Source organism: Nesterenkonia marinintestina, assembly GCF_025420485.1.
In the GTDB taxonomy this organism is placed as follows: Bacteria; Actinomycetota; Actinomycetes; order Actinomycetales; family Micrococcaceae; genus Nesterenkonia; species Nesterenkonia marinintestina.
Window position 1 is genome coordinate 1 of the sequence record NZ_JAOEFD010000010.1, and the last position, 25157, is coordinate 25157.

Below are 25157 nucleotides of genomic sequence, written 5' to 3' on the forward strand. Positions count from 1 at the left end.
TCAGGCTCCGGCTCCGGCTCCTCGGTAGGCTCAGGCTCCGGCTCAGCCTCCTGGGTCGGCTCCGGCTTGGGCTCGGGAGTCCGCTCCACCTTCTCCGGCGCCTCCGCCGCAGACTCCTCCGGCTCAGACTCCGCCGGCGCAGCAGTCTCCACATCCTTCTGGACCTTCGGCGCCGCCTCACCGCTCGCGGGGAACGTCAGGTACGAACCGTTGACCCACCCGGTGTACTCGCCCGCCGACACCAGGTACCAGCCGTCCACTCCGACGACATGCACCTGGACCGACTGCCCGGGCCGCAGCACCTGGACAACCTCGTTCTCCACGCCCTGACCCGCACGGTGGTTCAGCCAGACGTCACCGCTCACACTGGCGGAACGGGCGTCGGCGTCGGAGGGCTGCAGGTAGGCCCCGTTCACCCAACGGGTGTCGCCGTCGTCGTCGAACGCGACCCAGGCACCGTCGGATGCGGACAGGGTGAAGTCCTCGCCGGGGGTCAGGACGAGGTCGGCGCCGTCGTCGACGCCGTGGTCGACGCCCGGCCCGCTGCGCGCATTGAGCCACTCGACGGCCTGGTGCGGCGCACGCTGCTCGGCGGAGGCGGCCGTCGTCTCAGAACCGGCGGCCGCTGCGGTGGCGGGCGCCCCGTCTGAGTCCTTCGCGGAGGCCAGGGAGGTGACGCTCACACCCGAGGACGCCACGGTCAGCTCGACTCCGTCGAGGACGTCGGTGGTCTGAGCGGTGCGCTCGACGTCGGGGGCGTCGGTGGTCGGCCGCTCGGTCTGAGGAGCGTCGGCTCCCCAGGCGGCGGGGGTCAGCGGCAGGGTCAGGCCGACGGCGATGGTGCCGGCAACCGCAGGGGGAAGCTTCTTAGACACTGCGTGTTCCTCACTGGACGACGAGATCGTCCCCTCAAGACCGGTGAGGAGCCTCCGACGCCGATCGGCAGTGCGGCGTCGCGTCGTGGGCGACGCGGTCCGAGGACCGACTGCGCGGGCGCCGACCGCTCTCTCCGGTCGGTCAGGTTGTCAGCCCGGCGCGGTGCAGTCTCCGCGTGCGGCGATGGGAAGCGCATGCGGTGGAATCGCCAGGCCGACACAACTGTAATCACGAGGTTGTAACGGTCGGCAAGGAAAATCTCCGAAAGCCTCAACCCCCGGTTGAAGGCTGTCGGCGGGGAATCGGAGGTTCGCGAGGAACTGTCGATGATGGGGAGGGCAGGCCATCGGGATGAGCAGTTGGACTGCTCGTGCGCAGAATCTGCGGTCAGCCGAGTGGCACCTACGTTCAGGCCCTGCGGACGTGCCGAAGGTGAATCTGAGGTGAACTCATGGGTCGACGCGCGACGCTGACCTGGGGATTCGACAGTTCACCTGCTCGCTCCCCAAATTTCAGCGAACTCTCAGGCTCTACCCATTGAACCTTGACGATCGGCTCCTAGAGTGGAAGGTGCCTCTTCAAGGTGCGAGTGATACAAGCAGACCCCGTGTCGACATGCAGACGTCCCCCTCACGTCGTCGTCACGGGGTCTGTTGCTGTCCGGGCCACTCCTACACTGGTGCGATGACCACCACGCAGGCTCAGACTCCGGACGGGCCGACCGCTCCCGTCCGCGTGGACGCCTGGCTGTGGTCCGTCCGGCAGTTCAAGACCCGCGCCACAGCCACCGAGGCGTGCCGTGCCGGACACATCACCATCGACGGCGACCCGGTGAAGGCCTCCGCGAAGATCCGCCCCGGCACCGTGGTGCGCATCCGACGACCGGGACACCAGATCGTGCTCGAGGTGGTGCTCACCTACTCCAAGCGGGTCGGTGCGCCGGTGGCGCGCACCGCCTACCGGGACCACTCCCCGCCGCGGGAGCGCCCCCGCGATCTGGGTCTGCCGGTGCGCCCGCGCGGTTCGGGCCGACCGACGAAGAAGGAGCGGCGACAGCTGGACGAGCTGCGCCGCGACCTCGGACGCGCGCCGTAGGAGGTGCGTCGGGACCCGCTCGGAGGCGCCCCGCGGCGGCGCGGAGAAACTCACAGGGAACCGTAAGCCTCTGCCGAGCATGCCCCAAACCTGGCTTCTTAGAGTGGGTGGTGCCTCATCAAGGTGCGAGTGATACGAGAGCCCCCGGGCTGGCCGATCTGATGCGTTCCCCTCACGCAGGCCAGGTTCCCGGGGGCTCTCTCCTTGCCCAGAACCCCGCGAGCACACCCGTGTCTCAGGCCGATCCCCGCCACTAGGATGAACTCATGAGCGCTGAGTCGATCGAATGCTGGCTGACCGATATGGACGGCGTGCTCGTCCGCGAGCAGGAGCCGCTGCCCGGCGCCGCCGAGCTGCTCGAACAGTGGCGCCGCCAGGACCTCCCCTACCTGGTGCTGACGAACAACTCGATCTACACCGCCCGGGACCTCGCCGCCCGGCTGCGGAACTCCGGACTCGTCGTCCCCGAGGAGCGGATCTGGACATCCGCACTCGCCACGGCGAAGTTCCTCGCCAATCAGGCGGACCCGGAGTCGAACTCCCGCGGCACGTGCTTCGTCGTGGGCGAGGCCGGACTGACCACCGCCCTGCACGAGGCCGGCTTCATCATGTCCGAGGTGGACCCGGACTACGTGGTCGTCGGGGAGACCAGGAACTACAGCTTCGAGGCGATCACCCGCGCGGTGCGCCTGATCCGCGACGGCGCCCGCTTCATCTCCACCAACCCCGACGCCACCGGCCCCTCCCCCGAGGGAGTGCTCCCGGCCACCGGGGCCATCACCTCCCTGATCACCAAGGCCACCGGGCGTGAGCCCTACGTGGTGGGCAAGCCGAACCCCATGATGTTCCGGTCGGCGCTGAACCGGCTGGGCGCCCACTCGATGCACACCGCCATGATCGGCGACCGGATGGACACCGACATCGTCGCCGGCATGGAGGCCGGGATGTACACGGTGCTGGTGATGTCGGGGGTGTCCTCCCGCGCCGACGTGGCCGACTTCCCGTTCCGCCCGAACCGGATCATCGACGGCGTCCACGAGCTGCTCGACGAACCGCTCGACGGCGACGACGAGGGGATCGACTCCCGCGGCGGCTCCTGAGCGCGCCGCGGCTCAGGCCGTGGAGCGTCGGATGAGCGCGTAGTTCACGGCCACGCCGAGCAGACCCACCAGGCCCAGCCATCCGGCCAGACCGGCGACGTGCTGCTCCACGACCCAGCGGAACACGGTCGGCCACCCGTCATAGGTGGTGACCAGCATCGCCGCCACCGCCAGCACGGCGACGATCACGATGATCAGCGTCCACAGCAGGATCAGAGTGACCCGTCGATACAGGCTCGCCCAGAAGAAGCCGAACTGCATCACCGCGAACGTGAGGGCGGCGGCGAAGAGGCCGAAGGCGATCGTGCCGTCGTCGACGAGGAACGGCACCGCGAACGTGTACGCCTCCGCACCGAACCCGTCGGTGAGCTCCTCGAGCTGAGCCGCCAGCCCGGCACCCACGCCGAAGGCGGCCGCCACCACCGCGAACGCCAGCGACACCCCGATCATGAAGACCCGTCGGCTGTAGCTCAGCGCCAGCGCGAAGGGGAACGTGTGCGAGGCGACGTAGGCGGCGAGGAACCCGAGCGTCCAGACGGTGGCCTGGCTCGCCCCGGTCATCGTGGCCGCCTCGCCGTTCTGCGCACCGGCGACCTGCTGGATCCACAGGCCGATCCCCGTGCCGATGGCCCAGGAGGCGAGGAACACGATCAGCGGGACCCAGATCAGCTGGCCCGGAACGGCGAACTGCAGGCGGAACGCCGCCGGGATCCGAGACCGGATCACGGTCGACTCGGGACGGGCCCTGATGTCAGGTGCTGATTCCATCGTGCTCATGACTTCTCCTCCAGTTCCTGTGCGTCTCCCCCGCCCGCCTCACGTGAGGTGAGACGGACCACCAGCTGCTGCAGCGAGACCGGGACGAGGTCGACGTCGAGCTCATCGACCCGGTGACGCTCGGCGTCGTCGAGGGCCCCGAGCACCGTGGTCCGGACCATCCGACCCAGCGCCTCGCGGTGCAGCACCTCCCGGGATCCCACGATCTCCTCCACCGCCTCGGCCCGACCGACGAGCGTGACGGCCCGGCCGCGGAGCGCCTCCGCCGGCTCGTCCACCAGGATCCGGCCACCGTCGATGACGACGACGTTCTCCACCAGGTGCGCGATCTCGTCGATCAGGTGCGAGGAGAGCACGATCGTGCGCGGGTGCTCGGCGTAGTCCTCCAGGAGTCGGTCGTAGAACAGCTGCCGCGCCACCGCATCCAGGCCCATGTACGGCTCGTCGAAGAAGGTCACCTCCGCCCGGGAGGCGATGCCGATGATGACCCCCACGGCCGAGCGCTGCCCCTTGGACATCTTCTTGATCCGCGTCCTCTCGGGGACCCGGAAGTCGGCCATGAGGCGATCCGCCACGGCCTGGTCCCAGCGCGGGAAGGCCCGTGCGGCGGCACGGAAGGCGTGGGCGGCGCGGGCGTCGTCGATGTATCGCTGGTCCTCACGCACGAAGCAGATCCTCGGTAAGACCTTCTCGTTCTCGTGCGGCCGCTGCCCCAGGACCTCGACGTCCCCGGTGCTCGGCCAGTCCTGGGCGGTCATCAGCGACATGAGCGTCGTCTTGCCCGCTCCGTTGCGGCCCAGCAGACCGTGGATGACGTCCCGCTCCAGACTCAGCGACACCCGATCCAGGGCGAGCGTGTCACCGTATCGGCGGGTCAGGTCCCGCACCTCGACGGCGGCTTCCATGGCATCCTTCCTCCCTCCGCGCCCGGCCGGCGACCTCTCGGTCAGCCTGCTCAGCGGCCCGACTGGGCGCGGATCATCTCGACGACTGTCTCGACCGTGAGCCCGACGGCGCGGGCTTCGGTGAGCAGCGGGGTGAGGTAGCGGTCGGCGAACTCTCGTCGTCGGCCCTCCAGGAGGACCTCACGGGCGCCGTCGGCGACGAACATGCCGAGCCCGCGACGCTTGACGAGGATTCCGCGGTCGACGAGGAGGTTGATCCCCTTCGCCGCAGTGGCCGGGTTGATGCGGTGGAAGGCGGCAAGCTCGTTGGTGGACGGGGCGCGCTCACCCTCGGCCACAGTGCCGTCCAGCACCGAGGCTTCGATCTGCTCGGCGATCTGCACGAACAGCGCTCGACCCTCTTCCACCGGCCCTCCTCGATCCGCTTCAGGACCCGATCAGCCTACTGCACTTCCTTACCCCGTTGGTTCATTACTATACTAATGAACCATGGAACATGACGGGTGTCAACGGCAGCCGGTCCCCTCCCACACATCGAGTCCCCGATCCCTGCGGCGTGTCGGGCCGGAGACGGCCTGAACTGCTGCAGGGATCGGGGACTCGATGGGCGGAGGGAGGAGGTCGGGTCAGATCCCCGCGCCCTCGGAGCGCTTGGTGATCTCCGCCTCCAGGGCGGCACCCTCGACGTCGACGTCGGGGATCAGCCGGTCCATCCACTGGGGCAGCCACCACGCGGCCGGACCCAGCAGATGCAGCACCGCCGGGACCAGCAGCAGCCGGACCACGAACGCATCCAGCAGCACCCCCAGTGCCAGGGCGAAGCCGATGGAGGTCACCATGACGTCGTCGGTGAAGATGAACCCGGCGAACACCGAGGCCATGATCAGCGCCGCCGCCGTCACCACCGCACGACCGGCCAGCAGCCCCCTGCGCACCGCCACCCGCGGCTTCGCCCCATGGGCGTAGGCCTCGCGCATCCCGGTCGCGGTGAACAGCTGATAGTCCATGCCCAGGCCGAAGAGGATCCCCATGGCGATGATCGGCAGGAACGTGAGGATCGGCCCCGTCCCGGTCACCCCGAACAGCTCGGAGAGCCACCCCCACTGGTAGACGGCCACCACCGCGCCCATCGCCGCGGCGAAGGAGCCGATGAAGCCCAGGGTCGCGACCAGCGGCAGCAGCAGCGAGCGGAACACCATCACCATCAGCAGCAGGGAGAGACCCACCACCAGGCCCAGGTACAGGGGCAGCGCGTCGGCGATCACGTCCGAGATGTCGATGTTCGCCGCCGCGGCGCCCGCCACCGAGAGGTCCACGTCGGAGACGTCCGTACCGGCGAGGACGTCGCCGTCGCGAAGCTCATGGACCAGGTCCTCGGTGGACTCGGAGGCCGGCCCGTCGGTCGGGATGACCGCGAAGGAGGCCACGGACCCGTCGTCGTTCGTCCCGGTGGGCACGGCGGCCTCGACGTCGTCGACGGTGCCCAGCTCCTGAGCCACCGCGATCTGCTCGTCGGTCGCCTCGTCGTCGTCCATCGGGCCCGGCATGTCCGCCAGGACCAGCAGCGGCGAGTTCATGCCCGCGCCGAAGGACTCGTCGATCTCCTGATACGCCTGGTACGGCGCGGAGTCCTCAGCCTCGGCCGAGGCGTCGGGCAGGCCCAGCCGCAGGGAGAACGCCGGGATCGCCAGAGCCACCAGGGCGGCGACGGCGGCCAGGGCGATCAGCACCTGACGCGGGGTCCGCATCCCCTCGGTGACGGCGTCGACGGAGACGTGGCCGACCCGCGCCCGCTCCTTCTTGGAGAGGATCCGCATCCCCACCAGCGACATCGTCGCCGGGGTCATGGTCACCGCCATCAGCGCGGCGATGAACACGCAGAACGCGGCCACCGACCCCATCAGCGCGAGGAACCCGACCCCGGTCACGTTGAGCGCAAGCAGCGCGATGATCACCGTCACCCCGGCGAAGACGACCGCATTACCGGCGGTGCCGTTGGCCAGGGCGATGGAGTCGACGACGTCCATCCCCTCCTTCAGCTGCCGTCGGTGCCGGTGGAGGATGAACAAGGCATAGTCGATCCCGACCGCGAGGCCGAGCATCAGCCCCAGGATCGGGGTCACCGACATCATCTCGACGAGCCCGGAGAGTGACAGCGCGCCGGCGACGCCGACACCGACCCCGATCAGCGCGTTGAGCAGCGGCAGACCAGCGCCGATGAGGGTGCCGAGCATGACGATCAGCACGATCGCCGCCACCAGCAGACCGATGGCCTCGGCCTTGGAGAACAGCTCCGGGGTCTCGAAGGCCAGGTCCTGGGAGGGGAGGATCTCGACGCCGTCGACGTCGTTCTCCACCAGCGTCTCGGAGATGGCGGAGAGGTCGTCCATGTCGACGCCCTGGACCGACTCGGGGAAGTTGACCGTCAGCACGGCGACGTCGCCGTCCTCGGAGACGGTGCCCATGCCGTCGGAGAGCTCGAGCATCTGCTCGCCGCGCTCCAGCTCGGCCTCACCGGACTCCAGCTCCTCGCGGTTCTCGTCGAGGTCGGACTGGGCCTGGTCGAGCTCCTCCCGGCCGGCGTCGATCTCATCCTGCTGCTGCTCGAACTCGTCCTGCGCGGCCTCGTACATCCCGGCGTCCTGGGCCTCGGAGATCGCGGCGTCGAGCTGCTCCTGGCCGGAGTCCAGCTCGTCCTGCCCGGAGTCGATCTCGTCCTGCCCGTCCTCGAGCTGGGCGCGCCCGTCTTCGAGCTCCTCCTGGCCGTCCTCGACCTCCGCACGGCCGGAGTCGGCCTCGTCGGCGGCTTCGAAGGGATCGGTCACCGAGCTGACGGAGTCGTTCTGCTCGACCTCGTCGAAGACGTCGGTCAGCTGCTCCTTCTGCTCATCGGTGAAGGGCTCGCCGTCGTCGGTGCGGATCACCGCCTGGGCGCTGCCGCCGGCGCCGTCCTCGATCTCCTCGGCCATCCGGTCGGCGACCTCGGTGGTCTCCAGGTCCGGCATGGAGATCTGGTTGGTCAGCTGGCCGCCGAAGCTCAGGAACGAGGTGATCGCGATCGCGAGGATCGCGAACCAGGCGCCGACGACGGTCTTGGCTCGGCGTGCGCTGAGCAGGCCGAGGCGATAGAGGAGTTTCGCCATGGAGGGTCTCCGATCGGAGAGGACGTCTGAGGGGGCGATGGGACGAGGGGCCGCAGCGCCTGCACCAGGTTATACGGAACGGTGCGTCTCGCAAATCCCTGACGGGTCTCCGCGGGGGAGATGTGGGCGATCTCACCGGGGCGGGGCGGTGCTGCGGCTCAGGCGCGGATGCCGGCGACGACGACGTCGACCAGCGCCTCGAGCCACCGCGGCTCCGGAACCTCGGCGCCGATGAGCTTCATCACCACCGGATCGAGGAGCGCGAACGTCGCGGCGTCGACGTCGGCGTCGGCACGCAGCCGACCCGCCTCACGCTCCGCCCGCAGCCGTTCGGCCAGCTGCGACCCCTGCTGGATGCTGCCGCCGGGCAGGTACTCCTCCACGCCGCCACCGGAGGCGATGAGTGCGACGACGAGGCTGCGGACCAGGGCGATGTTGCCCTCGGTGAAGACCCGCTCCCGGGCCTCGCGCATCCAGGCCTGCAGATCGGCGGTCAGATCTCCGGTGTGCGGGACCTCGCCGATGTCCAGGGACAGGCGCCCGGCCTGGATCGCTTCGAGCACGACGGCGGCCTTATGGGGCCACCACCGGTAGATCGTCTGCTTCCCCACGCCGGCCTGGGCGGCGATGCCCTCGATGGTCAGCTGCTCGAAGCCGAGGTGCTCGACGTCGAGCAGGTGCGCGACGGCGTCGAGCACCGCCTGATGGGAGGCGGTGCTGCGCGGGCGGCCGCGGGAGGAGGTGGGGCGGGTGCAGGTCACGCCGCCATCGTACGGCGTCCTGCCGGCGACCTCGGCGGAGCGACGACGGCGTCGTCGTCGTAGGCTGGAGGCATGGCCGAAGAGATCACCGTCCAGCCCCGTCGCGCCTCCTGGCTGACCCTTCTGGCGGGGGTGCTGATCGCGGCCACCGGCATCTACTTCCTGTGGTTCGACATCGGCTGGGCCTGGGTCTCGGTGGTGCAGCTCGGCGTCGGCGGCTGGATGGTCGCCGACGGCGCCGGCCACCTCCGCCGCCACTCGAAGCACCAACGCTGAGCGCCCCGCACGCCCCGAGGCCCGGCTCCCCGCGACCCTTCATCGAGGGAGCGAACCTCGCGACGACACGCCGACATCCGGCACGAGATTCTCTCCCTCGATGAGCCGCCTGCCGCCACCCCTCGTCGAGGGAGCGAACCTTGCGGCGACACTCCGACATCCGGCACGAGATTCTCTCCCTCGATGGGGACGGAGAGGTGCAGGGCGGGTCGGTGCAGGCCGGGTCGGTGCAGGGCGGGGAGGTGCAGGATGGAACGGGTCGGACCGGTGGGACTACTGCAGTCCGGCGGTGAGGCGGCAGACGTTGTCCAGGTAGCGGACTCCCAGGGGCCGACGCCGCCACTCCTCCAGGCTCAGCTCCTTCGCGTCCTCCCGGTAGCGGTCGAACACCCTCTCGGTCGCCGCGACCATGGCCTCGTCGACGATCATCAGCGTGACCTCCAGGTTCAGGCTGAACGACCGCATGTCCATGTTCGATGAACCGATGACCATGGCGTCGTCGTCGATGAGCATGAACTTCGCGTGCATCACGTCCGGGTACGGGTACCGCAGGATCCGCACCCCGGCGTCGAGCAGCCCCTCGTAGTAGGACTGCTGGGCGTGGTGGACCACCCCCTGGTCGGCGCGCTCGGAGACCAGCAGCGTGACATCCACCCCACGGTGGGCCGCCCCGGTGACCGCGTAGAGCAGCGAGTCGTCCGGCACCAGATACGGGGTGCAGATCACCACCCTCTCCACCGCGTTGTAGAGCAGATCGTTGAACAGACGCAGATTGTTCTCGTCCGGAAACCCCGGGCCCGACGGGACCACCTGCACCAGGGAGCCGCCCCGGGCCTCCTCGTCCTTCTGCATGTCGACGGAGAGCAACCCGGAGATGTCCTGCCCGGTCTCCGAGTACCAGTCCGAGGCGAAGACGATGTCCAGCCCGGTGACCACCGGGCCGGAGGCGACCACGTTGAGCTCCACCCATCGCCGCCCCAGCCTCCGAGCCGAGGGGCGGTGGTAGTGCGGCTCGATCAGGTTCGCGCTGCCGGTCAGGGCACGATCGCCGTCGACGACGACGATCTTGCGGTGGTTCCGCAGGTCCAGTCGGGAGAACCGCCGCTTCAGCGGCCTCACCGGCAGGACCGCATGGCACTCGACGTCGGAGTCCCGCAGCCGCCGCTTCAGGCGTCGGTACCCCTTCACCCGCATGGTGCCCATGTGGTCGTAGAGCAGACGGACCGTGACCCCGCGCGCGGCGGCCCGCTCCATGGCATCGAAGACCGGACCCGCGTACTGCGGATCGTCGCCCATGATGTAGAAGAGCACGTGGACGTAGTCCTCGGCCGAGTCGATGGCCTCGACCATCCAGTCGAAGGCCTGCCCGTACTCCGGCAGCAGCCGCAGATGGTTGCCCCCGTGGATGGGGAACGCCCCGAGACGCCGGTTGAGCACGACCGTCCCGCGCAGCTGCGGCCCGCAGGCGACCAGCTGATCGCTCAGATCCATGTGGCTGGTGGCCTGCAGCAGGGCCTGATTGATCACCCGCTGGCGCTCCTGCCGGCGTCGGGAGAGCTTGTTCGTGCCGATCAGCAGGAACAGGGGCAGCGCGATCGCCGGGATGAAGAAGATCGCCAGCAGCCAGGCCATCGCGGTGGCGGGACGTCGGTTGCCGGGGATGATGCCCAGGACCGCGACGCGCACCCCGATCTCCAGGACCAGCACGATCCAGATGACCCACTCGGGCAGGCCGTCGATGCTGAATCCGCTCAGCGGCCAGAGCACGCGCTCACCTCCCGATCTCGTGCCACGATTCTACGTCGGCCCCCTGACACGCGATCTGCGGCGGACACCGATGTGGCCGACACCACTGCGGTGCGGACTATGCTGGGGCCATGGCAGAGCACTTCCGTGAGGACAACGTGGCCGCAGTCGGCGTCCGGCTCGACGCCGAGCACCCCGACGGCATGATCTTCGACCCGCATCAGCCCCAACTGCGCGTGACGGACCTGGGCGTGGTCCGCGGCGACGGGATCTTCGAGACGATGCACGTGCTGGACGGTCACGTCCGCAAGTACGACGCCCACCTGGAGCGGCTGCGGCGCTCGGCCCGCATGCTCGAACTGGGGATCCCGCCGGAGTCGGCGTGGCGGGCCGCCGTCGAGCTCGGCCTCGAGGAGTACCGCGCCCGCGGCGGCGTGCCGGAGGAGCTGATGGTGCGGCTGACCGCCACCCGCGGCGTGGACGGCGAGCCGGCGTCGGACGACCCGGAGTACGCCGGCACCTACTGGGCGCTGCTCACCCCGGCACCGGACTGGGCGAAGGCCGATCAGGCCAAGCAGTTCAGCGTCACCCTGCTGGACCGCGGGTTCGACGCCGACGTCGCCGAGCGCGCCCCCTGGCTGCTGCTGGGCGCGAAGACACTGAGCTACGCGATCAACATGGCCTCCAAGAGGTGGGCCGAGGCCCACGGGCACGACGACGTCATCTTCCACACCACCGACGGGCAGCTGCTGGAGGGGCCGAACTCCACGGTGCTGCTGGTCAACCGCCGCGGCGAGGGCGAGACCCCGCAGGTGGTGACGCCGGTGCTGGAGGCCGGCGTGCTGCCGGGCACCACGCAGGGCGCGGTGTTCGCCGGGGCCGCGCGCGCCGGCTGGGACCTGGGCTACGGCCCGCTGACCCCGCAGCAGCTGTTCGACGCCGACCACGTGTTCCTCGCCGCCTCGGTGCGCGGAGTCGTGCCGGTGTGGCGGGTCGACGAGACCGAGATGGCCGTCGACGACGAGATCACCGAAGCCCTGCGCGGGTTCCTCGCGGAGGACCTGCCGGTCAGCCACCCCGGGGAGTGAGCCCCCCGGGGCTCCTCACCGTCCGGTCATCCAGCGTGTTCTGCCGAATCCCCGACAGATCTGGATCGGATCCTGCAGAACAGGCTGGACACCTGGAGGCGCATCCGGACTATGGGGCCAGCAGTGCTCCGGACCAGCGCGCCCGCAGCACGGACTCCGAAGGCTATTGCACTTAGTCTAGGAGCTTCGTACCATAGCTTCATGATCAGCGACGACCTGTTCACCCCCACGCTGTGGCTCCCCCGGCCCGACGGCGACATCGCCTACTCCCGCACCGGCTCCGGAGATCCCGTGCTCCTGTCCCCCGGCATGGGAGATCTGCGCCGGACCTTCCGCCACCTGATCCCCGGGCTCGTCGACGCCGGATACGAGACCATCACCGCAGACCTCCGCGGGCACGGAGACAGCGATGCGAGCTTCGCCGAATACAGGGACGAGGCCACCGCCGAGGACCTCATCGCGCTGCTCGAGGAGATCGGCGCCCCCGCCGTCGTCGTCGGCTCCTCCATGTCCGCGGCGGCGGCGGTGATCGTCGCCGCCCGCCGACCGGAGCTGGTCCGCGGACTGGTGCTGCTCGGCCCGTTCCTCCGCGACCCCAGCACCTCCCCGCTGATGAGCACCGCGATGCGGATCCTGATGCATCCACGCTGGATCGGCGCGGTCTGGCACCGATACCTGCCGACGCTCTACGCGGGACGCCGGCCCGAAGACTTCGAGGAGCATCGGACGGCAGTCCGGGAGTCCCTGCGCCGGCCGGACCACGCCGTCGCCTTCTCCCGGACCACCCGCACCAGCCACCGGGAGGCCGAAGCCCTAGTCCCCCGGGTGACCGCGCCCTCCACCGTGATCATGGGCGCACTGGACCCGGACTTCCCCGACCCGGAGGCCGAGGCCCAGTGGGCCGCAGACGCCCTGGGCGGGAGCTGCGTCATGGTCCCCGACGCCGGTCACTATCCGCACGCCCAGCAGCCGGAGGACACCCTCGTCGCCGTCGTCGGCTTCCTCGGAGGCCTCGCCGATGCCTAGGGCCGGCCTCACCCGCGACACCGTGATCTCCGCAGCCCGGCGGCTGATCGACGAGACCCCCGACCCGCTGACGCTCGCCGCGCTCAGCGCCGCACTCGGGGTGCGGACCCCCTCGCTGTACAAGCACGTGGCCGGGCTGGACGACCTGCACGCCGAGGTGGGCGTCGCGGTCAAGCACGAGCTGCTCGACGTCCTCGCCGACGCCGTCGCCGGGCGCTCCGGGGACGAGGCCGTCCGTCGGCTGGCCTCGGCATACCGGTCATGGGCGCTGCGGAACCCGCGGGCCTACCCGTACACGCTCAAGGCGGCGGACCACGCGTCGGCGTCCGACCTCGAGGTCTCCGCCCGCCTGCTGCACACGCTCACCACCGCGCTGCGCGGCCACACGCTCGGCGACGACGACGAGGTCCACGCCGTCCGCGGTCTGCGTGCACTCCTGCACGGGTTCGTCTCCCTGGAGCTCGAGGGCGGCTTCGCCCTGCCCCAGGCGGTCGACGAGAGCTTCGACCGCGCCGTCGAGTCCTTCCTCCGGTCGCTGCCGAGCTGACGGCACGAGTCACGGACCCCCTCGCCGAACCCCCGCGCCGAACCCCTAAGAGGCCCGCCGGGGATCCGCCAGGCCGAGGTGGTCCCGCAGCGTCGCCCCCTCGTACTCGGTGCGCAGCCGGCCGCGCCGCCGCAGCTCCGGGACCACATGCTCCACGAAGTCCTCGATGCCGGCGGGCAGCGACGGCGGCATGAGGTTGAAGCCGTCGGCTCCGCCCTCATCCAGCCATCGCTCGATCTCATCGGCGATCGATTCCGGGGTGCCCACCATGGTGCAGTGACCTCCCCCGGCGGCGAGCCGACCCAGCAGCTGCCGCACCGTGGGGCGCTCGGTCTCGATGATCCGCAGGATCGTGGAGTAGCGCCCCTGCGGGCCGGTGAACTCCCCCAGGGGAGGAAGCTCGGGCACCGGGGCGTCGAGCTCCCACCCCGAGGTGTCCTGCCCGACGAACACGCTGAGCTGGCGCAGCGAGGCCTCCGCCGGCAGCAGCTCGTCCAGCGCCGCCTGCTTGGACCGCGCCTCCTCCATCGTGGAGCCGACGTAGGTCACCAGCCCGGGCATGATCGCCACCGCATCCGGGTCCCGCCCCGCCTCCGCGACACGGGACCGCACGTCCGAGCGGTACTCCTGCGCCGCGGCGAGGTCGTAGGCCACCGCATAGATGCCCTCCGCGTACCGGGCGGCCAGATCGCGGCCCTGCTCCGAGGCGCCGGCCTGGAACAGCGCCGGCTCACCCTGCGGCGGGCTCGGCACGTTCAGCGGACCGGCCACCCGGAAGTGCTCGCCCTCGTGGTCGATCCCGCGGACCGTCTCGGGGTCCGCGTAGGAGCCGTCGCGGTCGGCCAGGATCGACGACGCCGGCCAGCTGCCCCACAGCGCCCGCACCGCATCGATGAACTCGGCCGCCCGCGCGTACCGCTCGGCGTGGGCCGGCAGCGCCTCCATCCCGTGGTTCTGCGCCTCGGCGTCGAACATCGAGGTCACCACGTTGAACCCGACCCGGCCGCCGGAGATGTGGTCCAGCGACCCGAGCATCCGGGCGGCGTGGTACGGAGTCCAGAAGCTGGCCGAGACGGTGGTGACCAGCCCGATCCGCTCCGTGGCCCGGGCCGCCGCACTCAATGTGGTGATCGGTTCCAGGAACCACAGCGGACCGTCCTGCATGGCCGAGGCGGTGACCGACTGCCCGTCGGCGAGGAACATCGCGTCCAGCGTGCCCCGCTCGGCGATCTGCGCCAGCTCCTCCCAGTAGGCGACGTCGCCGAGGTCCTCGACCCGGGAGTCCGCCGCACGCCAGGCCGCCTTATGGTGGCCGACGCCGAAGGCGAAGAGGTTCAGCCGGACCGGCTTCATCCCTTCACCAGGCCGCCGTCGACGATGAGGTTCTGACCGGTCACCCCGCGCGACCACGGGTGGGCGAAGAACAGCACCGCGTCGGCCAGCTGCTCGGGCGTGGTGACCGTGCGCAGCGGGGTGGCCCCGGCGATGCCGTCGAAGACCTCCTCCGGGGTCGCGGCGGAGGCGTCGGTGGTGCGCAGCAGACCGCCGGAGACCATGTTCACCGTGATGCCCTCGGGGCCGAGGTCGTCGGCGAAGGTGCGGGTCAGCGAGAGCAGGGCCGCCTTGGTGGCGGTGTAGTCGTGGTACGGGACGACGGGGTGCTGGAACAGATTCGTCCCGATGTTGATGACCCGGCCGAATCCGGCCTCCCGCATCCCGGGCAGCGCGGCCTGGATGACCTGCACCGGCGCCTCGACCGACCCGGCGAACTGGGCGGTGAGGTCCGCGGAGCTCAGCTCGTCGGCCTTCGGACGCGCGTCGCCGTTGAACACGAAGTCGACCAGCGCGTTGTTGACCACGGTGGTGGGGGCGGCGCCGAAGTGTTCGCGGGCGGCGTCGACCAGCCCACGGACCTGCTCGGCATCACGCACGTCGGCGGCGACGGCGAACGCCCGCTCCGGGAACTCCTCGACCAGCGCCTGCGCGGCCTCCTCCGAGGAGCGGTAGTTGATCACCACCCGCGCTCCGGCGTCCAGGAACGCCCGGGAGATCGCGGCTCCCAGGCCCCGTGCGCCTCCGGTGACCAGGACGATCTGGTCGGCGAGCGCGGTCTGCTCAGCTGATGCGGTGGGAGTGGTCATGGCCTGCCTCTCATCTCGAGGCGAAGGCGAACGACGGTGCGACTGTGCGCAGAGACCGGACATTCCCTTCGCCAGTGCTAACTGGATCAGGTTCGACGGGTGTCATCTCAGCCGCGGCCGGTCATCGGCCCGCAGCACCCCGTGTCACTGCCACCATCACACCACAGGAGGAGAGATGCGTCACGTCCGACGGACGCCCGCGGCGAGGAGCGCGGCGTCGAGGATCGGTGCGATGCGCGGCTGCATCCGCGATTCCCCGGCGCCCACGGAGTTCAGTCCTCCGGATCGGGAGCCGTCGGCGACGGTGGGCCGTCCCACCCACACCGTGTGGGCGAGCTCCAGCTGGGAGGCGTGCGGGTCGCGCGCCGCCGCCTCCTGCGCGTCCACGATCTCCCGGGCCTGCGCCTCGGTGAACTCCGGGCTCTTCGCGGCACCGAGGCCGCCGAGCATCCACTTCCCCCAGGGGCCGTGGAGCTCGTTGAGCCTGAGCACCTTCGAGACCTTGGTGCTCAGCTGGTGGGCCGGCATGTCCGCCAGCACACGGTCGGCGGTCACGAGCACCACGCGCCCCGGAGCGACGGTCACCACCACCGGAGTGCTGTGCTGGGTCATGACCTTCTCGAAGAGGTACATACCGATCTTCATCGGCGCGGGGGCGTTCACAGCTGTCGCGCGTTCTCCAGGACCGGGACGTTGCGCCGGGCGGTCTCCACCGCATCGAGGTCGAGGTCGACGACGAGCAGCTCGGGCTCCTCTCCGGCCTCGGCGAGCACCCTGCCCATGGGAGAGACGATCGCCGAGTGGCCGACCCCGGTGGGGGCTCCGTCCACGGCGGGCGCGTAGGCGGCGGCCGGGTTCCCCTGCCCGCAGGCGACGATGTACTGCGTCGAGTCCAGCGCGCGGGCGCGGGTCAGCAGCCGCCACTGGTCGACCTTCCCGGGACCCGCGCCCCAGGAGGCGGGCAGCACGGTCACATGGGTCCCGGCGCGGGCGTGGGCGGTGAACAGCGCGGGGAAGCGCACGTCGTAGCAGGTGGCCAGGCCGATGCGGACACCGTCGACGTCGACCCGCACCAGTCCCTCGCCCGGGGCGACGGTGTCGGACTCCAGGAACCCGAAGGCGTCGTAGAGGTGGATCTTGTCGTAGGAGGCGTCGATCCGGTTCCCCGCCGAGTCGGTGCCCACGGCCAGCAGCGTGTTGGTGACCCGCTCCCGGCCGTCGTCGTTCGGGGAGGCGGGGGTGAACATGCCCAGCACCACGACGACGCCGGCGTCGTAGGCGATCTGCCGCACCTGGTCGGCCCAGGGCCCGTCGACGGGTTCGGCGATCGAGGTCAGGTTGTGTCCGAACTGCCGCTGGGTGGCCTCGGGGAACACCACGACCTGCGCGCCGGCGTCGGCGGCGTGCCGAGTCCACTCGCGCACGAGCTCGAGGTTGGTCCGGGTGTCCTCACCGGTGACGATCTGTGCTGCCGCGATTCGCATGCCCCTCAGCCTACGCCGCACCGCCGCCGGTCAGTACCTCTGCGCCTCTGCCCCTCCCCTCACTGCGTGCGTCTACCCCGAATGCACATGTCCCCCGTGGATTCGCGGAGGACATGTGCATCTGGGGTAGACGCACGGGGCGGGTGGTGGGGTTCGAGGACGGGGTCACCAGGCGGAGGTGTAGGTGCCGGCGAGGACCGCGGCGGCCAGAGCGGCGGCCGCGACGACGACGCCGCCGAGCACCACGAGCACATCGGCGCCCGTCCACACCGACGGGCGGGCCCAGCTGCGCGGCCCCGCACCGAATCCGCGGGACTCCATGGTCACCGCCAGCCGGGTCGCGGTGCGGATCGCCGAGACCAGCAGCCCGAAGGACTGGGACCCGAACGCCCGCAGCCGCGCGGCGATCCCACGGTCGGCGGTGATCCCCCGGGCGCGCCGGGCGTGGCCGATGGTCGTCCAGCGCTGGGCGAGCAGGCCCAGCAGCCGCATCCCCGCGAGCGCACCGAGTACGAACCGGGCGGGCAGCCGCAGATCCTGGGCCAACGAATCGGCCAGATCGGTGGGGTCGGTCGTGGAGAACACCAGCACTGCCGGCAGCACGATCGCGAACGCACGCACCCCCAGCGCGACGCCCAGCTCCAGGGACCCCTCGCTGACCTGTGCGTACCCCAGGTCCAGCAGCACCGCCCCGGAGTCCTCGCCGGCCAGCGCGGTCGACCACACCATGAGCACCCCGCCCACGGCGAAGGGCCACACCCGCAGCAGGAACTGCCCGACCCGGATCCCGGCCACCGGCAGCAGCGCGAACGAGGCCGCGACGACGACGGCCGAACTCACCCAGTCCATCGTCGAGACCAGGGCCGCGGTGACCAGCAGCACCGCGGCCAGCTTCCCCACCGGGTTCCGCCGGCCCAGCCAGGCCGCCGACCGCACCCCGGAGAGCATGGGGGCGGAGCGGGGAGCGTCGTCGTTCCCGGGACGCGCCCCGTCGCGCGGGCCCACGTCGAACTCCTCGCCGTCGAGCGCACGGAGGAAGGCGTCCTCATGGGTCACCGCCACCACCGTGCCGCCCCGATCCAGGTGTTCGCGCAGCAGGATCGCCAGCTCGGCGAAGGTGTGTGCGTCCTGCCCGAAGGTGGGCTCGTCGAGCATCAGGATCTCCGGCGCGCAGATCAGCGCGGTCCCGACGGAGAGCCGCCGCTTCTCCCCGCCGGAGAGGGTGAACGGGTTCTGCTCGGCGAGATGGTCCAGACGCAGCCGACGCAGCATCTCCTCGACCCGCTGATCGGCGTCCGGCCCGTCGGTGCCTGATGCGTCGGCGTCGTGCGCATCGGCCTCTGACGCCTCGGCCCGGCGGAGTCCCAGCGCCAGCTCCTCCCGCACGGTGCCGCGGACGAACTGGTGCTCGGGCTCCTGGAACACGGTGCCGATCCGGGTGATCAGCTCCGTCGACCCCCACCGGTGCGGAGAGTCGGCCAGCTCCGCCCCGTGCTCCCGCTTCATCGCCTCCGAGGCGCGCAGGGTGCCGCCGTGCACGGGGATCAGGCCGACCAGGCTGAGCAGCAGGGTCGACTTCCCGGCCCCGTTGCGCCCGACGATCCCGAGGGCCTGCCCGCGGTGCAGTGCGACGTCGACGTCCTCGAGCACCGGGGTCGGCGGCGGGGTGCGGCGCCAGCTGCGCCGCGGCGGGGTCCGTGAGACCGCAAGCCCCTCACCGGTGAGCAGCGGACCGCCGGTCACCGTCCGCCGCCAGGTCGGCAGTGCGGCGGCCGGGTCGTGCCCGGGGACCCAGAGCCCCAGCTCGACGAGCTCGGCCCGCAGGTCGGCGTCCTCCCGCAGCGCGGAGGCGGGGACGCGGCGACGCACACCTCCCCCGGAGTCGAGGACGACCAGCGTGTCCACGTGGTCGATCCACGGCTCGAGCCGGTGCTCCACGACCACCAGTGTGGCGCCGGTGGAGGCGGCGACGTCGACGACGGCGTCACGGATCTGCGCCACCCCGTCCGGGTCGAGGTGGGCGGTGACCTCGTCGAGCAGCAGCATCCCGGGGCGCATCGCCAGGATCCCGGCGAGCGCGAGGCGCTGCTTCTGTCCCCCGGAGAGCTGCGCGGTCGGGTGGTCGAGCCCGGTGTCCAGCCCGACCAGCGCCATGGCCTCCCGCACCCGTGCCCAGATCTCCTCCCGCGGCACGGCGAGGTTCTCGGCGGCGAAGGCGACGTCGTCGCCGATCCGGGACAGCACCACCTGGGCCTCCGGGTCCTGCTGGACCAGCCCCACCCGCCCACGGGCGTCCTCGGGACTCATACCGTCGACGAGCAGCGACCCGGAGGACACCGCCTCGTCGGCGTGGAGCACCCCGGCGGCGGCATGCAGGAACGTGGACTTCCCGGCTCCGGAGGCCCCGGCGATCAGCACCCGCTCCCCGGCGGCGATGCGCAGATCGAGCCCGGCCACTGCGGGGGCGTCCCGTTCCGCGTGCCGGTAGGTCCACCCGGTCGCGCGGAGTTCGGCGCCCCGGGTCGTCGTGCCCACGGTGTCGTCCAGGCCCGCGCTCATCGTCGCCGCGCTCCGAGCAGGGTGGCCGGCTCGCGGTGGGCGTGCCGGGAGGCCAGGGGGCCCAGCACCGAGGTCCTGGCCAGCCCGCGGACCGCCCACCAGGTCAGCAGGCCGGCGATGATCGCTCCGGAGAGGGTGAAGCAGCCGATGTGCACGAAGGTCTCGAACGGCGCGAAGGCGTACATGGGGATGACCCAGTGGTAGACCGCCCCGCCGAAGAACCCGGACAGCGCACCGGCGAGCATGGCGACGTCGACGGTGTGGCGCCGGTAGAGGAACAGCAGGAAGATCAGCTCGGCGCCGAGGCCCTGGACGAACCCGGAGGACAGCACGGTGAGCCCGAACTGGGAGCCCAGCAGGGCGGAGACGACGGCGGCGACCATCTCGCAGTACAGGGCCGCGCCGGGGCGGCGGATGATCAGTGCGCCGAGCACGGCGGGGAAGAGCCACATGCCGTGCACCAGGGTGGTGGCCGGCGGGTAGGCGACGAAGAGGTTCGAGACCAGGTGGTAGCTGAGGTTCCAGCCCCAGAAGATGACCCCGCAGGCCACGGCGAGGGTGGAGGCGACGACGATGTCGGAGACCGACCACCGCAGCCGTCGGGGGGACGTCTGGGGAGACGTCTGGAGGGACGCGTGAGGCGATGTCGTCCGGTGTGCGTCGGTGCTCATGGTGCTCCTGTCGACGTGCGGCGAGCACGCAGGAGCACGAAGTCGACGAGTGCGCGCGAGCAGTGTGCCTGCGTCGCACCTCGTCGTCCGTGGAGACTGCTCGACTTCCTGCGCAGGTCCTAACCTGATCAGGTTCGAGGGTCAGGGCCGTCTGGGCCCACTCTCAGCGCGTCCGCGCTCCCCTGTCGTGTCTCGGGATGACGTGCACCACCGTAGCGCATGAGCGGGCCCTCGGCCCGCGGGTCAGAGGCCGAACGCCCCCGAGGCCGCGCTGAGGATGCGCTCCCACTGCTGGGCCGAGGGGTGATGGCCCATCCCCTCGATCTCGAGGTGCTCCGCCTGCGGGACCGCCTCTGCGAGCCGCCTCCCCTGGTCGGGCGGAGCCATCGAATCGTCCGTCCCCGTCACGACCAGCATCGGGTGCACCAGGCGCTCGGCATGGGTCAGCGGGGACGAGTCCCGCCACTGACGGGGCTGCAGCGTGGCGTCGAAGTACCGTCGCACACCTCCGAAGGCGGTGTCACGGTAGAACGAGGGGAGGTGGCTGGGGGCGCTGACCACCAGCAGCCCGGCGAGCTCGTCCCGCCGCTGGTCTGCGGCGGTCAGACTCGCCATGAGCCCGCCCATCGAGAAGCCCAGCAGCACGACGGAGGAGACCCGCGGTTCGCGTCTGATCCAGGCCAGGACCCGTCCGAGGTCCTTCGAGGCGCTGAGCCCGTAGTCGTCGACCCCCGTCGAGCCGCGCCACCCGCGCATCGAGACGGTCACCGCATGCCAGGAGCGCGCACGGATCTGAGCGGCGACCGGCGCCATGGTCGAGGCGTCCTCACCCCACCCGTGCAGCACCAGGAACGCCGGAGCGACGCCGTCGTCCCACCACGCGTATCCGCCGAGCTCGACGTCGTCGAACTCGAGCCGGACCGACTGTGCTCCCTCGATCTCGGGGAGCGCGCTCACCTCACCCATCGGGCCCTCCACGATCCGCATGTCATAGGAGCGATCCTCCCACCGCCGCGCCGCATCGTGAAGCCCGCTTCCTGGGACGAGCCCGCGGGGACCCCGCCTCATCCGTGCCCCCCAACCCAGGCGTCTACCCCGAATGCACACGTCCCCCGTAGAGGTACGGGGGACGTGTGCATTCGGGGTAGACGCGAGAGGTGGTGAGCCGGGGCGGGACGGGGCGGGGCCGGGTGGGAGGGGGCGGGGCCGGGTGGGAGGGTGAGTGGGGCGGGAGCGTGAGCGGTGGGCCGGGGCCGGGCCGGAAAGGGCCAGGTGAGGTGGGGGCTCCCGGCTCGCTGGGCTACGCTGGTGACGGACACGACAGTGGACGCACCGACTTCCGAAGGAGCCCCATGGACAAGCTGCTGGACAAGGCGCTGAGCACCGGAATCTCGATCGCCGGAGGGCTCGTCGCGACGAAGCTCTTCGAATTCACGTGGCGTCAGGTCACCGGTGAGGATGCTCCGAAGAACAGCGACGACGAGGAGTTCACCCTCAAGAAGGCCCTGGTCTTCGCAGTGACTTCGGCGGCGATCTCGGCCACCGTGCAGGTGCTCTCGCAGCGCGGCGCGAAGGTCGGGCGCGAGAAGATCAAGCAGGCCTACGGCAAGCAGTCCGAGGTCTGAGGCTCAGCCCTCAGGCGCGGGGGCCGTCGATGGCGCGACGATCGTCGGCGGCCTTCCGCGAACTGTCCGACCGGTTGATCCGGTCGACGGCGGCGGCCAGCTCATCCTCTGTCAGCCGCTCGGGCCGGAAGTGCTTCGTCCGGTATCCGGCACGGCCCACCATGTGCGCCGAGACCGGCGCGGTCAGCAGCTGAAGGGCCCAGGCGAAGAGGATCACGCCCACCCACGGCCAGCTGCCCCAGGTCACCGCGCAGGCCAGCACCAGGGCCAGCAGCCCCAGCACCTGAGGCTTCGTGGCCGCGTGCATGCGCGAATGCAGGTCCGGGAAGCGCACCAGGCCCACACCGGCGGCCAGAGACATCAGCCCGCCGACCAGCAGCAGCACCGAGACGACGATCTCACCGATCAGCTCCGCAGCATCCATCAGCGGTCCTCCTCCCGATCCTGGGACGCATCCTCATCAGCACCTCTGCCCTGCTGCGCGGCCCGTGACCGCGCCAGCGCCTGGAACCAGGAGGTGTTGCGCTGGGACTCCGGCGGATCGGCCGTCTCCTCCGGGTCCTGAAGCTCCGGGGCCGCATAGGAGTCGTCCTGCAGCAGTCGCCGCACCGCCGTCTCGTCCTCGCTGTTCGGGGCCTCCGGCTCGTGCGCCGTGGAGGCGCCGCCGAGCCCCGGGTCCGCCTGCGGGTCCGAGCCGATCCGCCAGCTCTCCGGGCGACGCACCGCCACGAAGCGGGCGATGGCGACGGCGCCCAGGAACCCGATCACCGCGGTGGCCACGACGAAGACGATGTACTCCTGGGAGTCGTTGATGACCATGTCGGTGAGGAACATCGAGGCGACCACGATGAGGATCACGTCCACGGAGATGACCCGGTCCAGCACCGACGGTCCGCGGAAGACCCGGTAGGTGGCGCACAGGACCGAGATCGCCAGCAGCGACTGGGTGATCCAGTAGGCGTACTCGAGCATCACGCCTCACCTCCCACGATCCGGCCGCCGTCGTCGTCCTCGGCCCGGCTGCGGGTCTCCACCGGGCGGCCCCGCTCGTCGCGGGAGAGTCCGCTGAGCCGGCCGAGGCGCCGCTCGGCCTTCACCACCGCCACGTCCGACCGGTTGCCCAGGGTGCGGATCAGCAGCGCCTCGGTGCGCATCGCGTCTCGGCGGATGCGCTCGGCGTCGTCGTCGTTCCGCACGTCGAGGCAGTGCAGGTACAGGGTCGCGGTGGTGCGGTCCACGTCCAGGACCAGCGACCCGGGCACCAGGGCCAGCGCGTGGCCGACCAGGGTGACGATGAAGTCGTCGTGGCTGCGCAGCTGCACCGAGGTGATCGATCCGCCCACCTTGGGTCCCTGGAAGAACACCAGGAACGCCACCTGGAAGGAGGCCATGGTCATCTTCCACAGGAACCGGCCGGTGAAGACCAGGCCCCAGAGCAGGTTGAGCCGGCCCGAGCCGCGCAGCGGCGGCAGGTAGAACACCCGCACGATGACCGCGGCGTAGACCAGTCCGAGGATGAAGGTGCCCAGGTCGAAGGACTGCCAGACCGCCATCCACAGCACGGAGAGGAAGAGGATCAGCGGCAGCTCGGCCTTCAGCGGGGTCTTCGGACGCCTCATCACTCACTCCCCTCGTCGTCGGTGCCGTAGGTGTCTTCCCCGTCCTCGGACTCGGTGGTCGTGGTCACGGGGGCGAAGTCGTCGACGCCGTCGTCCTCGGTGTCCAGGTCGGGGATCTCGGAGGCGATCTCCACCAGCTCCTCGCGCACACCGTCGACGCGCTCCTCGCCGAGGACCGCCTCCAGGTACGGGGTGCGCTCGTACATGTCCCGAGCCGCCTGCTGCGAGAACGACATCAGCGGGCCGGCGGCCACGGTGAACGCCACCGTGAGACTCACCAGGAACGTGGTCGGTCCGACCAGGTTCATCGGCATCAGACGACGGTTCGCCGCACGGCCGTGCTCCAGCGACTTCGGCAGCAGCAGCGGGTCCGGGTCCTCGGCGTCCTCAGCCTTGCGCCAGAAGGAGCGGCTCCAGATGCGGGCCACGGCCAGCAGGGTCAGCACCGAGGTGATCATGGTCCCGGCGACCAGCATCCAGGCCGCCCACGTGTTCTCCGCGATGCCTCCCTGGATCATGCCGATCTTGCCGACGAATCCGGAGAACGGCGGGATGCCGGCCAGATTCATCGCCGGGACGAAGAACAGGATCGCCAGCAGCGGGGACAGCTTCGCCAGACTGCCGAGCCGGTCCACGTTGGACGTCCCGGCGCGGCGTTCGATCAGACCGGTGACCAGGAACATCGTGGTCTGGATGGTGATGTGGTGGGCGACGTAGTAGATCGTCGCGGTCATCCCGACCACCGAGGAGAGCGCCAGGCCGAACACCAGATAGCCGATATGGCTGATCAGGGTGAACGAGAGCATACGTTTGATGTCGCTCTGCACCAGCGCACCCAGGATCCCGACGATCATCGTCAGCAGCGCCACCACCATCAGCGCGGTGTTGAGCTGCGTGCCCGGGAACAGCAGGGTCTCGGTGCGGATGATCGAGTAGATGCCGACCTTCGTCAGCAGACCCGCGAACACCGCGGTGACCGGGGCGGGCGCCGTCGGATAGGAGTCCGGCAGCCAGAACGCCAGCGGGAAGACGGCGGCCTTGATCCCGAAGGCGACCAGCAGCATCACGTGCAGCAGCAGCTGGATGTGGTCGTCGAGCTCACCCAGCTTGATCGCCAGGTCGGCCAGGTTCACCGTCCCGGTGGCCGCGTAGACGGCCCCGATGGTGATCAGGAACAGCATGGAGGAGATGATCGAGACCACCACGTAGGTGACCCCGGCGCGGATCCGCTGCTCCCCGCCTCCCATGGTCAGCAGCACGTAGGAGGCGGTCAGGAAGATCTCGAAGCCGACGTAGAGGTTGAACAGGTCGCCGGCGAGGAACGCGTTGGACACCCCGGCCACCAGGATCAGGTAGGTGGGGTAGAAGATCGAGACCGGCCCCGTGTCCTGCCCCTCCTCGGCGGCGCCCTGACCGATGGCGTAGAGCAGCACGGCCAGGGTGATCAGGGAGGAGACCACCAGCATGAGCGCCGAGAACTGGTCGACCACCATGGAGATGCCCCAGGGCGCCGGCCACCCGGCCACATGCACCGCCAGGGTCTCCCCGTGCCACACTGCGGCGATCAGGGCGATCTCGAGGACCAGGGTCACCAGCAGCGAGATCACGGTGACCATCCGCTGGACGGTCTGCTGGCGGTAGAACGCGAAGGCGAACGCCGAACCGAACAGGGGGATCAGCACCGCCAGGGGGATGAGCGTGGTCAGCTCGTCCTGCAT

The 25157-nt window shown here is 70.5% G+C and carries 25 protein-coding genes and 2 riboswitches; of the genes, 7 read left to right on the top strand and 18 right to left on the bottom strand.

Translation table 11 applies throughout. The annotated features are described in order from the left end of the window. A partial coding sequence (locus tag N7E59_RS08700; protein ID WP_261624542.1) for an SH3 domain-containing protein occupies window positions 1-875 on the bottom strand: 875 nt, incomplete at its 3' end. A 685-nt stretch (window positions 876-1560) separates the two neighbouring features. On the opposite strand from N7E59_RS08700, the gene N7E59_RS08705 reads away from it, so the two are divergent. Both N7E59_RS08705 and N7E59_RS08710 read left to right on the top strand, forming a co-directional pair. Continuing rightward, entirely contained in the window at window positions 1561-1971 is a 411-nt protein-coding gene (locus N7E59_RS08705; RefSeq protein WP_261624543.1) for an RNA-binding S4 domain-containing protein, read from the top strand. Between the two features lie 266 nt (window positions 1972-2237). Next, complete coding sequence (locus N7E59_RS08710) at window positions 2238-3071, top strand: HAD-IIA family hydrolase (RefSeq protein WP_261624544.1); 834 nt, start codon at window positions 2238-2240, stop codon at window positions 3069-3071. Window positions 3072-3083: 12 nt separating this feature from the next. Here the strand turns inward: N7E59_RS08710 and N7E59_RS08715 are convergent, their stop codons facing one another. The 5 genes from N7E59_RS08715 to N7E59_RS08735 all read right to left on the bottom strand — a co-directional run bounded on the left by N7E59_RS08715 (window position 3084) and on the right by N7E59_RS08735 (window position 8657). Then, window positions 3084-3848, bottom strand: a complete 765-nt coding sequence (locus N7E59_RS08715; RefSeq protein ID WP_261624545.1) for a hypothetical protein — start codon at window positions 3846-3848, stop codon at window positions 3084-3086. Continuing rightward, window positions 3845-4753: an ATP-binding cassette domain-containing protein gene (locus N7E59_RS08720; protein ID WP_261624546.1), complete on the bottom strand. Its 909-nt coding sequence runs from the start codon at window positions 4751-4753 to the stop codon at window positions 3845-3847. Before N7E59_RS08720 ends, N7E59_RS08715 begins: the two co-directional genes overlap by 4 nt. A 50-nt stretch (window positions 4754-4803) precedes the next feature. Next, window positions 4804-5160, bottom strand: a complete 357-nt coding sequence (locus tag N7E59_RS08725; protein ID WP_261624547.1) for a GntR family transcriptional regulator — start codon at window positions 5158-5160, stop codon at window positions 4804-4806. Between the two features lie 219 nt (window positions 5161-5379). After that, window positions 5380-7896 carry an MMPL family transporter gene (locus N7E59_RS08730; RefSeq protein ID WP_261624548.1) on the bottom strand — a complete coding sequence of 839 codons (2517 nt, stop codon included), beginning with the start codon at window positions 7894-7896 and terminating at the stop codon, window positions 5380-5382. A gap of 158 nt (window positions 7897-8054) precedes the next feature. Then, the gene (locus N7E59_RS08735) at window positions 8055-8657 is read right to left on the bottom strand and encodes a TetR/AcrR family transcriptional regulator (RefSeq protein ID WP_261624549.1); all 603 of its coding nucleotides are present in this window, start codon (window positions 8655-8657) and stop codon (window positions 8055-8057) included. A 72-nt stretch (window positions 8658-8729) separates the two neighbouring features. On the opposite strand from N7E59_RS08735, the gene N7E59_RS08740 reads away from it, so the two are divergent. After that, window positions 8730-8933: a hypothetical protein gene (locus N7E59_RS08740; RefSeq protein WP_261624550.1), complete on the top strand. Its 204-nt coding sequence runs from the start codon at window positions 8730-8732 to the stop codon at window positions 8931-8933. Between the two features lie 273 nt (window positions 8934-9206). Here the strand turns inward: N7E59_RS08740 and cls are convergent, their stop codons facing one another. Next, on the bottom strand, window positions 9207-10700 hold the full coding sequence (cls, locus tag N7E59_RS08745; protein ID WP_261624551.1) for a cardiolipin synthase: 1494 nt from the start codon (window positions 10698-10700) through the stop codon (window positions 9207-9209). A 110-nt stretch (window positions 10701-10810) separates the two neighbouring features. Here cls and N7E59_RS08750 point away from each other — a divergent pair, with 110 nt between their 5' ends. From N7E59_RS08750 to N7E59_RS08760, 3 genes are all read left to right on the top strand, one after another. Then, the gene (locus tag N7E59_RS08750; protein WP_261624552.1) at window positions 10811-11767 is read left to right on the top strand and encodes an aminotransferase class IV; all 957 of its coding nucleotides are present in this window, start codon (window positions 10811-10813) and stop codon (window positions 11765-11767) included. Window positions 11768-11968: 201 nt separating this feature from the next. Next, window positions 11969-12793 (top strand): alpha/beta fold hydrolase, encoded by an 825-nt coding sequence (locus N7E59_RS08755; RefSeq protein ID WP_261624553.1) that lies wholly within the window; start codon window positions 11969-11971, stop codon window positions 12791-12793. Continuing rightward, window positions 12786-13340 carry a TetR/AcrR family transcriptional regulator gene (locus tag N7E59_RS08760; RefSeq protein ID WP_261624554.1) on the top strand — a complete coding sequence of 185 codons (555 nt, stop codon included), beginning with the start codon at window positions 12786-12788 and terminating at the stop codon, window positions 13338-13340. The genes N7E59_RS08755 and N7E59_RS08760 overlap by 8 nt, the downstream gene beginning before the upstream one ends. A 45-nt stretch (window positions 13341-13385) precedes the next feature. On the opposite strand, the gene N7E59_RS08765 is transcribed toward N7E59_RS08760, so the two are convergent. The 7 genes from N7E59_RS08765 to N7E59_RS08795 form a co-directional block, all read right to left on the bottom strand. Further along, window positions 13386-14693 (bottom strand): LLM class flavin-dependent oxidoreductase, encoded by a 1308-nt coding sequence (locus N7E59_RS08765; protein WP_261624555.1) that lies wholly within the window; start codon window positions 14691-14693, stop codon window positions 13386-13388. After that, window positions 14690-15481, bottom strand: a complete 792-nt coding sequence (locus N7E59_RS08770; protein WP_261624556.1) for a 3-oxoacyl-ACP reductase — start codon at window positions 15479-15481, stop codon at window positions 14690-14692. Before N7E59_RS08770 ends, N7E59_RS08765 begins: the two co-directional genes overlap by 4 nt. A gap of 45 nt (window positions 15482-15526) precedes the next feature. Next, window positions 15527-15633: riboswitch (TPP riboswitch) on the bottom strand. 28 nt (window positions 15634-15661) lie between these two features. Continuing rightward, window positions 15662-16144 (bottom strand): hypothetical protein, encoded by a 483-nt coding sequence (locus N7E59_RS08775; RefSeq protein ID WP_261624557.1) that lies wholly within the window; start codon window positions 16142-16144, stop codon window positions 15662-15664. Beyond that, window positions 16141-16965 (bottom strand): carbon-nitrogen hydrolase family protein, encoded by an 825-nt coding sequence (locus N7E59_RS08780; protein ID WP_261624558.1) that lies wholly within the window; start codon window positions 16963-16965, stop codon window positions 16141-16143. The genes N7E59_RS08775 and N7E59_RS08780 overlap by 4 nt, the downstream gene beginning before the upstream one ends. Window positions 16966-17130: 165 nt before the next feature. Then, the gene (locus N7E59_RS08785) at window positions 17131-19524 is read right to left on the bottom strand and encodes an ATP-binding cassette domain-containing protein (protein ID WP_261624559.1); all 2394 of its coding nucleotides are present in this window, start codon (window positions 19522-19524) and stop codon (window positions 17131-17133) included. Beyond that, a complete protein-coding gene (locus tag N7E59_RS08790) occupies window positions 19521-20195 on the bottom strand; it encodes an ECF transporter S component (RefSeq protein ID WP_261624560.1) in 675 nt (224 codons plus the stop codon). The genes N7E59_RS08785 and N7E59_RS08790 overlap by 4 nt, the downstream gene beginning before the upstream one ends. An 88-nt stretch (window positions 20196-20283) precedes the next feature. After that, a riboswitch (TPP riboswitch) is annotated at window positions 20284-20389 on the bottom strand. 49 nt (window positions 20390-20438) lie between these two features. After that, the gene (locus tag N7E59_RS08795; protein WP_261624561.1) at window positions 20439-21161 is read right to left on the bottom strand and encodes an alpha/beta hydrolase family protein; all 723 of its coding nucleotides are present in this window, start codon (window positions 21159-21161) and stop codon (window positions 20439-20441) included. A gap of 386 nt (window positions 21162-21547) precedes the next feature. On the opposite strand from N7E59_RS08795, the gene N7E59_RS08800 reads away from it, so the two are divergent. Beyond that, window positions 21548-21820: a DUF4235 domain-containing protein gene (locus N7E59_RS08800; protein ID WP_261624562.1), complete on the top strand. Its 273-nt coding sequence runs from the start codon at window positions 21548-21550 to the stop codon at window positions 21818-21820. A 10-nt stretch (window positions 21821-21830) separates the two neighbouring features. Here the strand turns inward: N7E59_RS08800 and mnhG are convergent, their stop codons facing one another. From mnhG to N7E59_RS08820, 4 genes are read right to left on the bottom strand one after another with little or no spacing between them, the layout of a single operon-like run. Further along, entirely contained in the window at window positions 21831-22244 is a 414-nt protein-coding gene (gene mnhG / locus N7E59_RS08805; RefSeq protein ID WP_261624563.1) for a monovalent cation/H(+) antiporter subunit G, read from the bottom strand. Beyond that, on the bottom strand, window positions 22244-22792 hold the full coding sequence (locus N7E59_RS08810; protein ID WP_261624564.1) for a monovalent cation/H+ antiporter complex subunit F: 549 nt from the start codon (window positions 22790-22792) through the stop codon (window positions 22244-22246). Before N7E59_RS08810 ends, mnhG begins: the two co-directional genes overlap by 1 nt. Next, window positions 22792-23439, bottom strand: a complete 648-nt coding sequence (locus tag N7E59_RS08815) for a Na+/H+ antiporter subunit E (RefSeq protein WP_261624565.1) — start codon at window positions 23437-23439, stop codon at window positions 22792-22794. The genes N7E59_RS08810 and N7E59_RS08815 overlap by 1 nt, the downstream gene beginning before the upstream one ends. Next, on the bottom strand, window positions 23439-25157 hold the full coding sequence (locus N7E59_RS08820; protein WP_261624566.1) for a Na+/H+ antiporter subunit D: 1719 nt from the start codon (window positions 25155-25157) through the stop codon (window positions 23439-23441). The genes N7E59_RS08815 and N7E59_RS08820 overlap by 1 nt, the downstream gene beginning before the upstream one ends.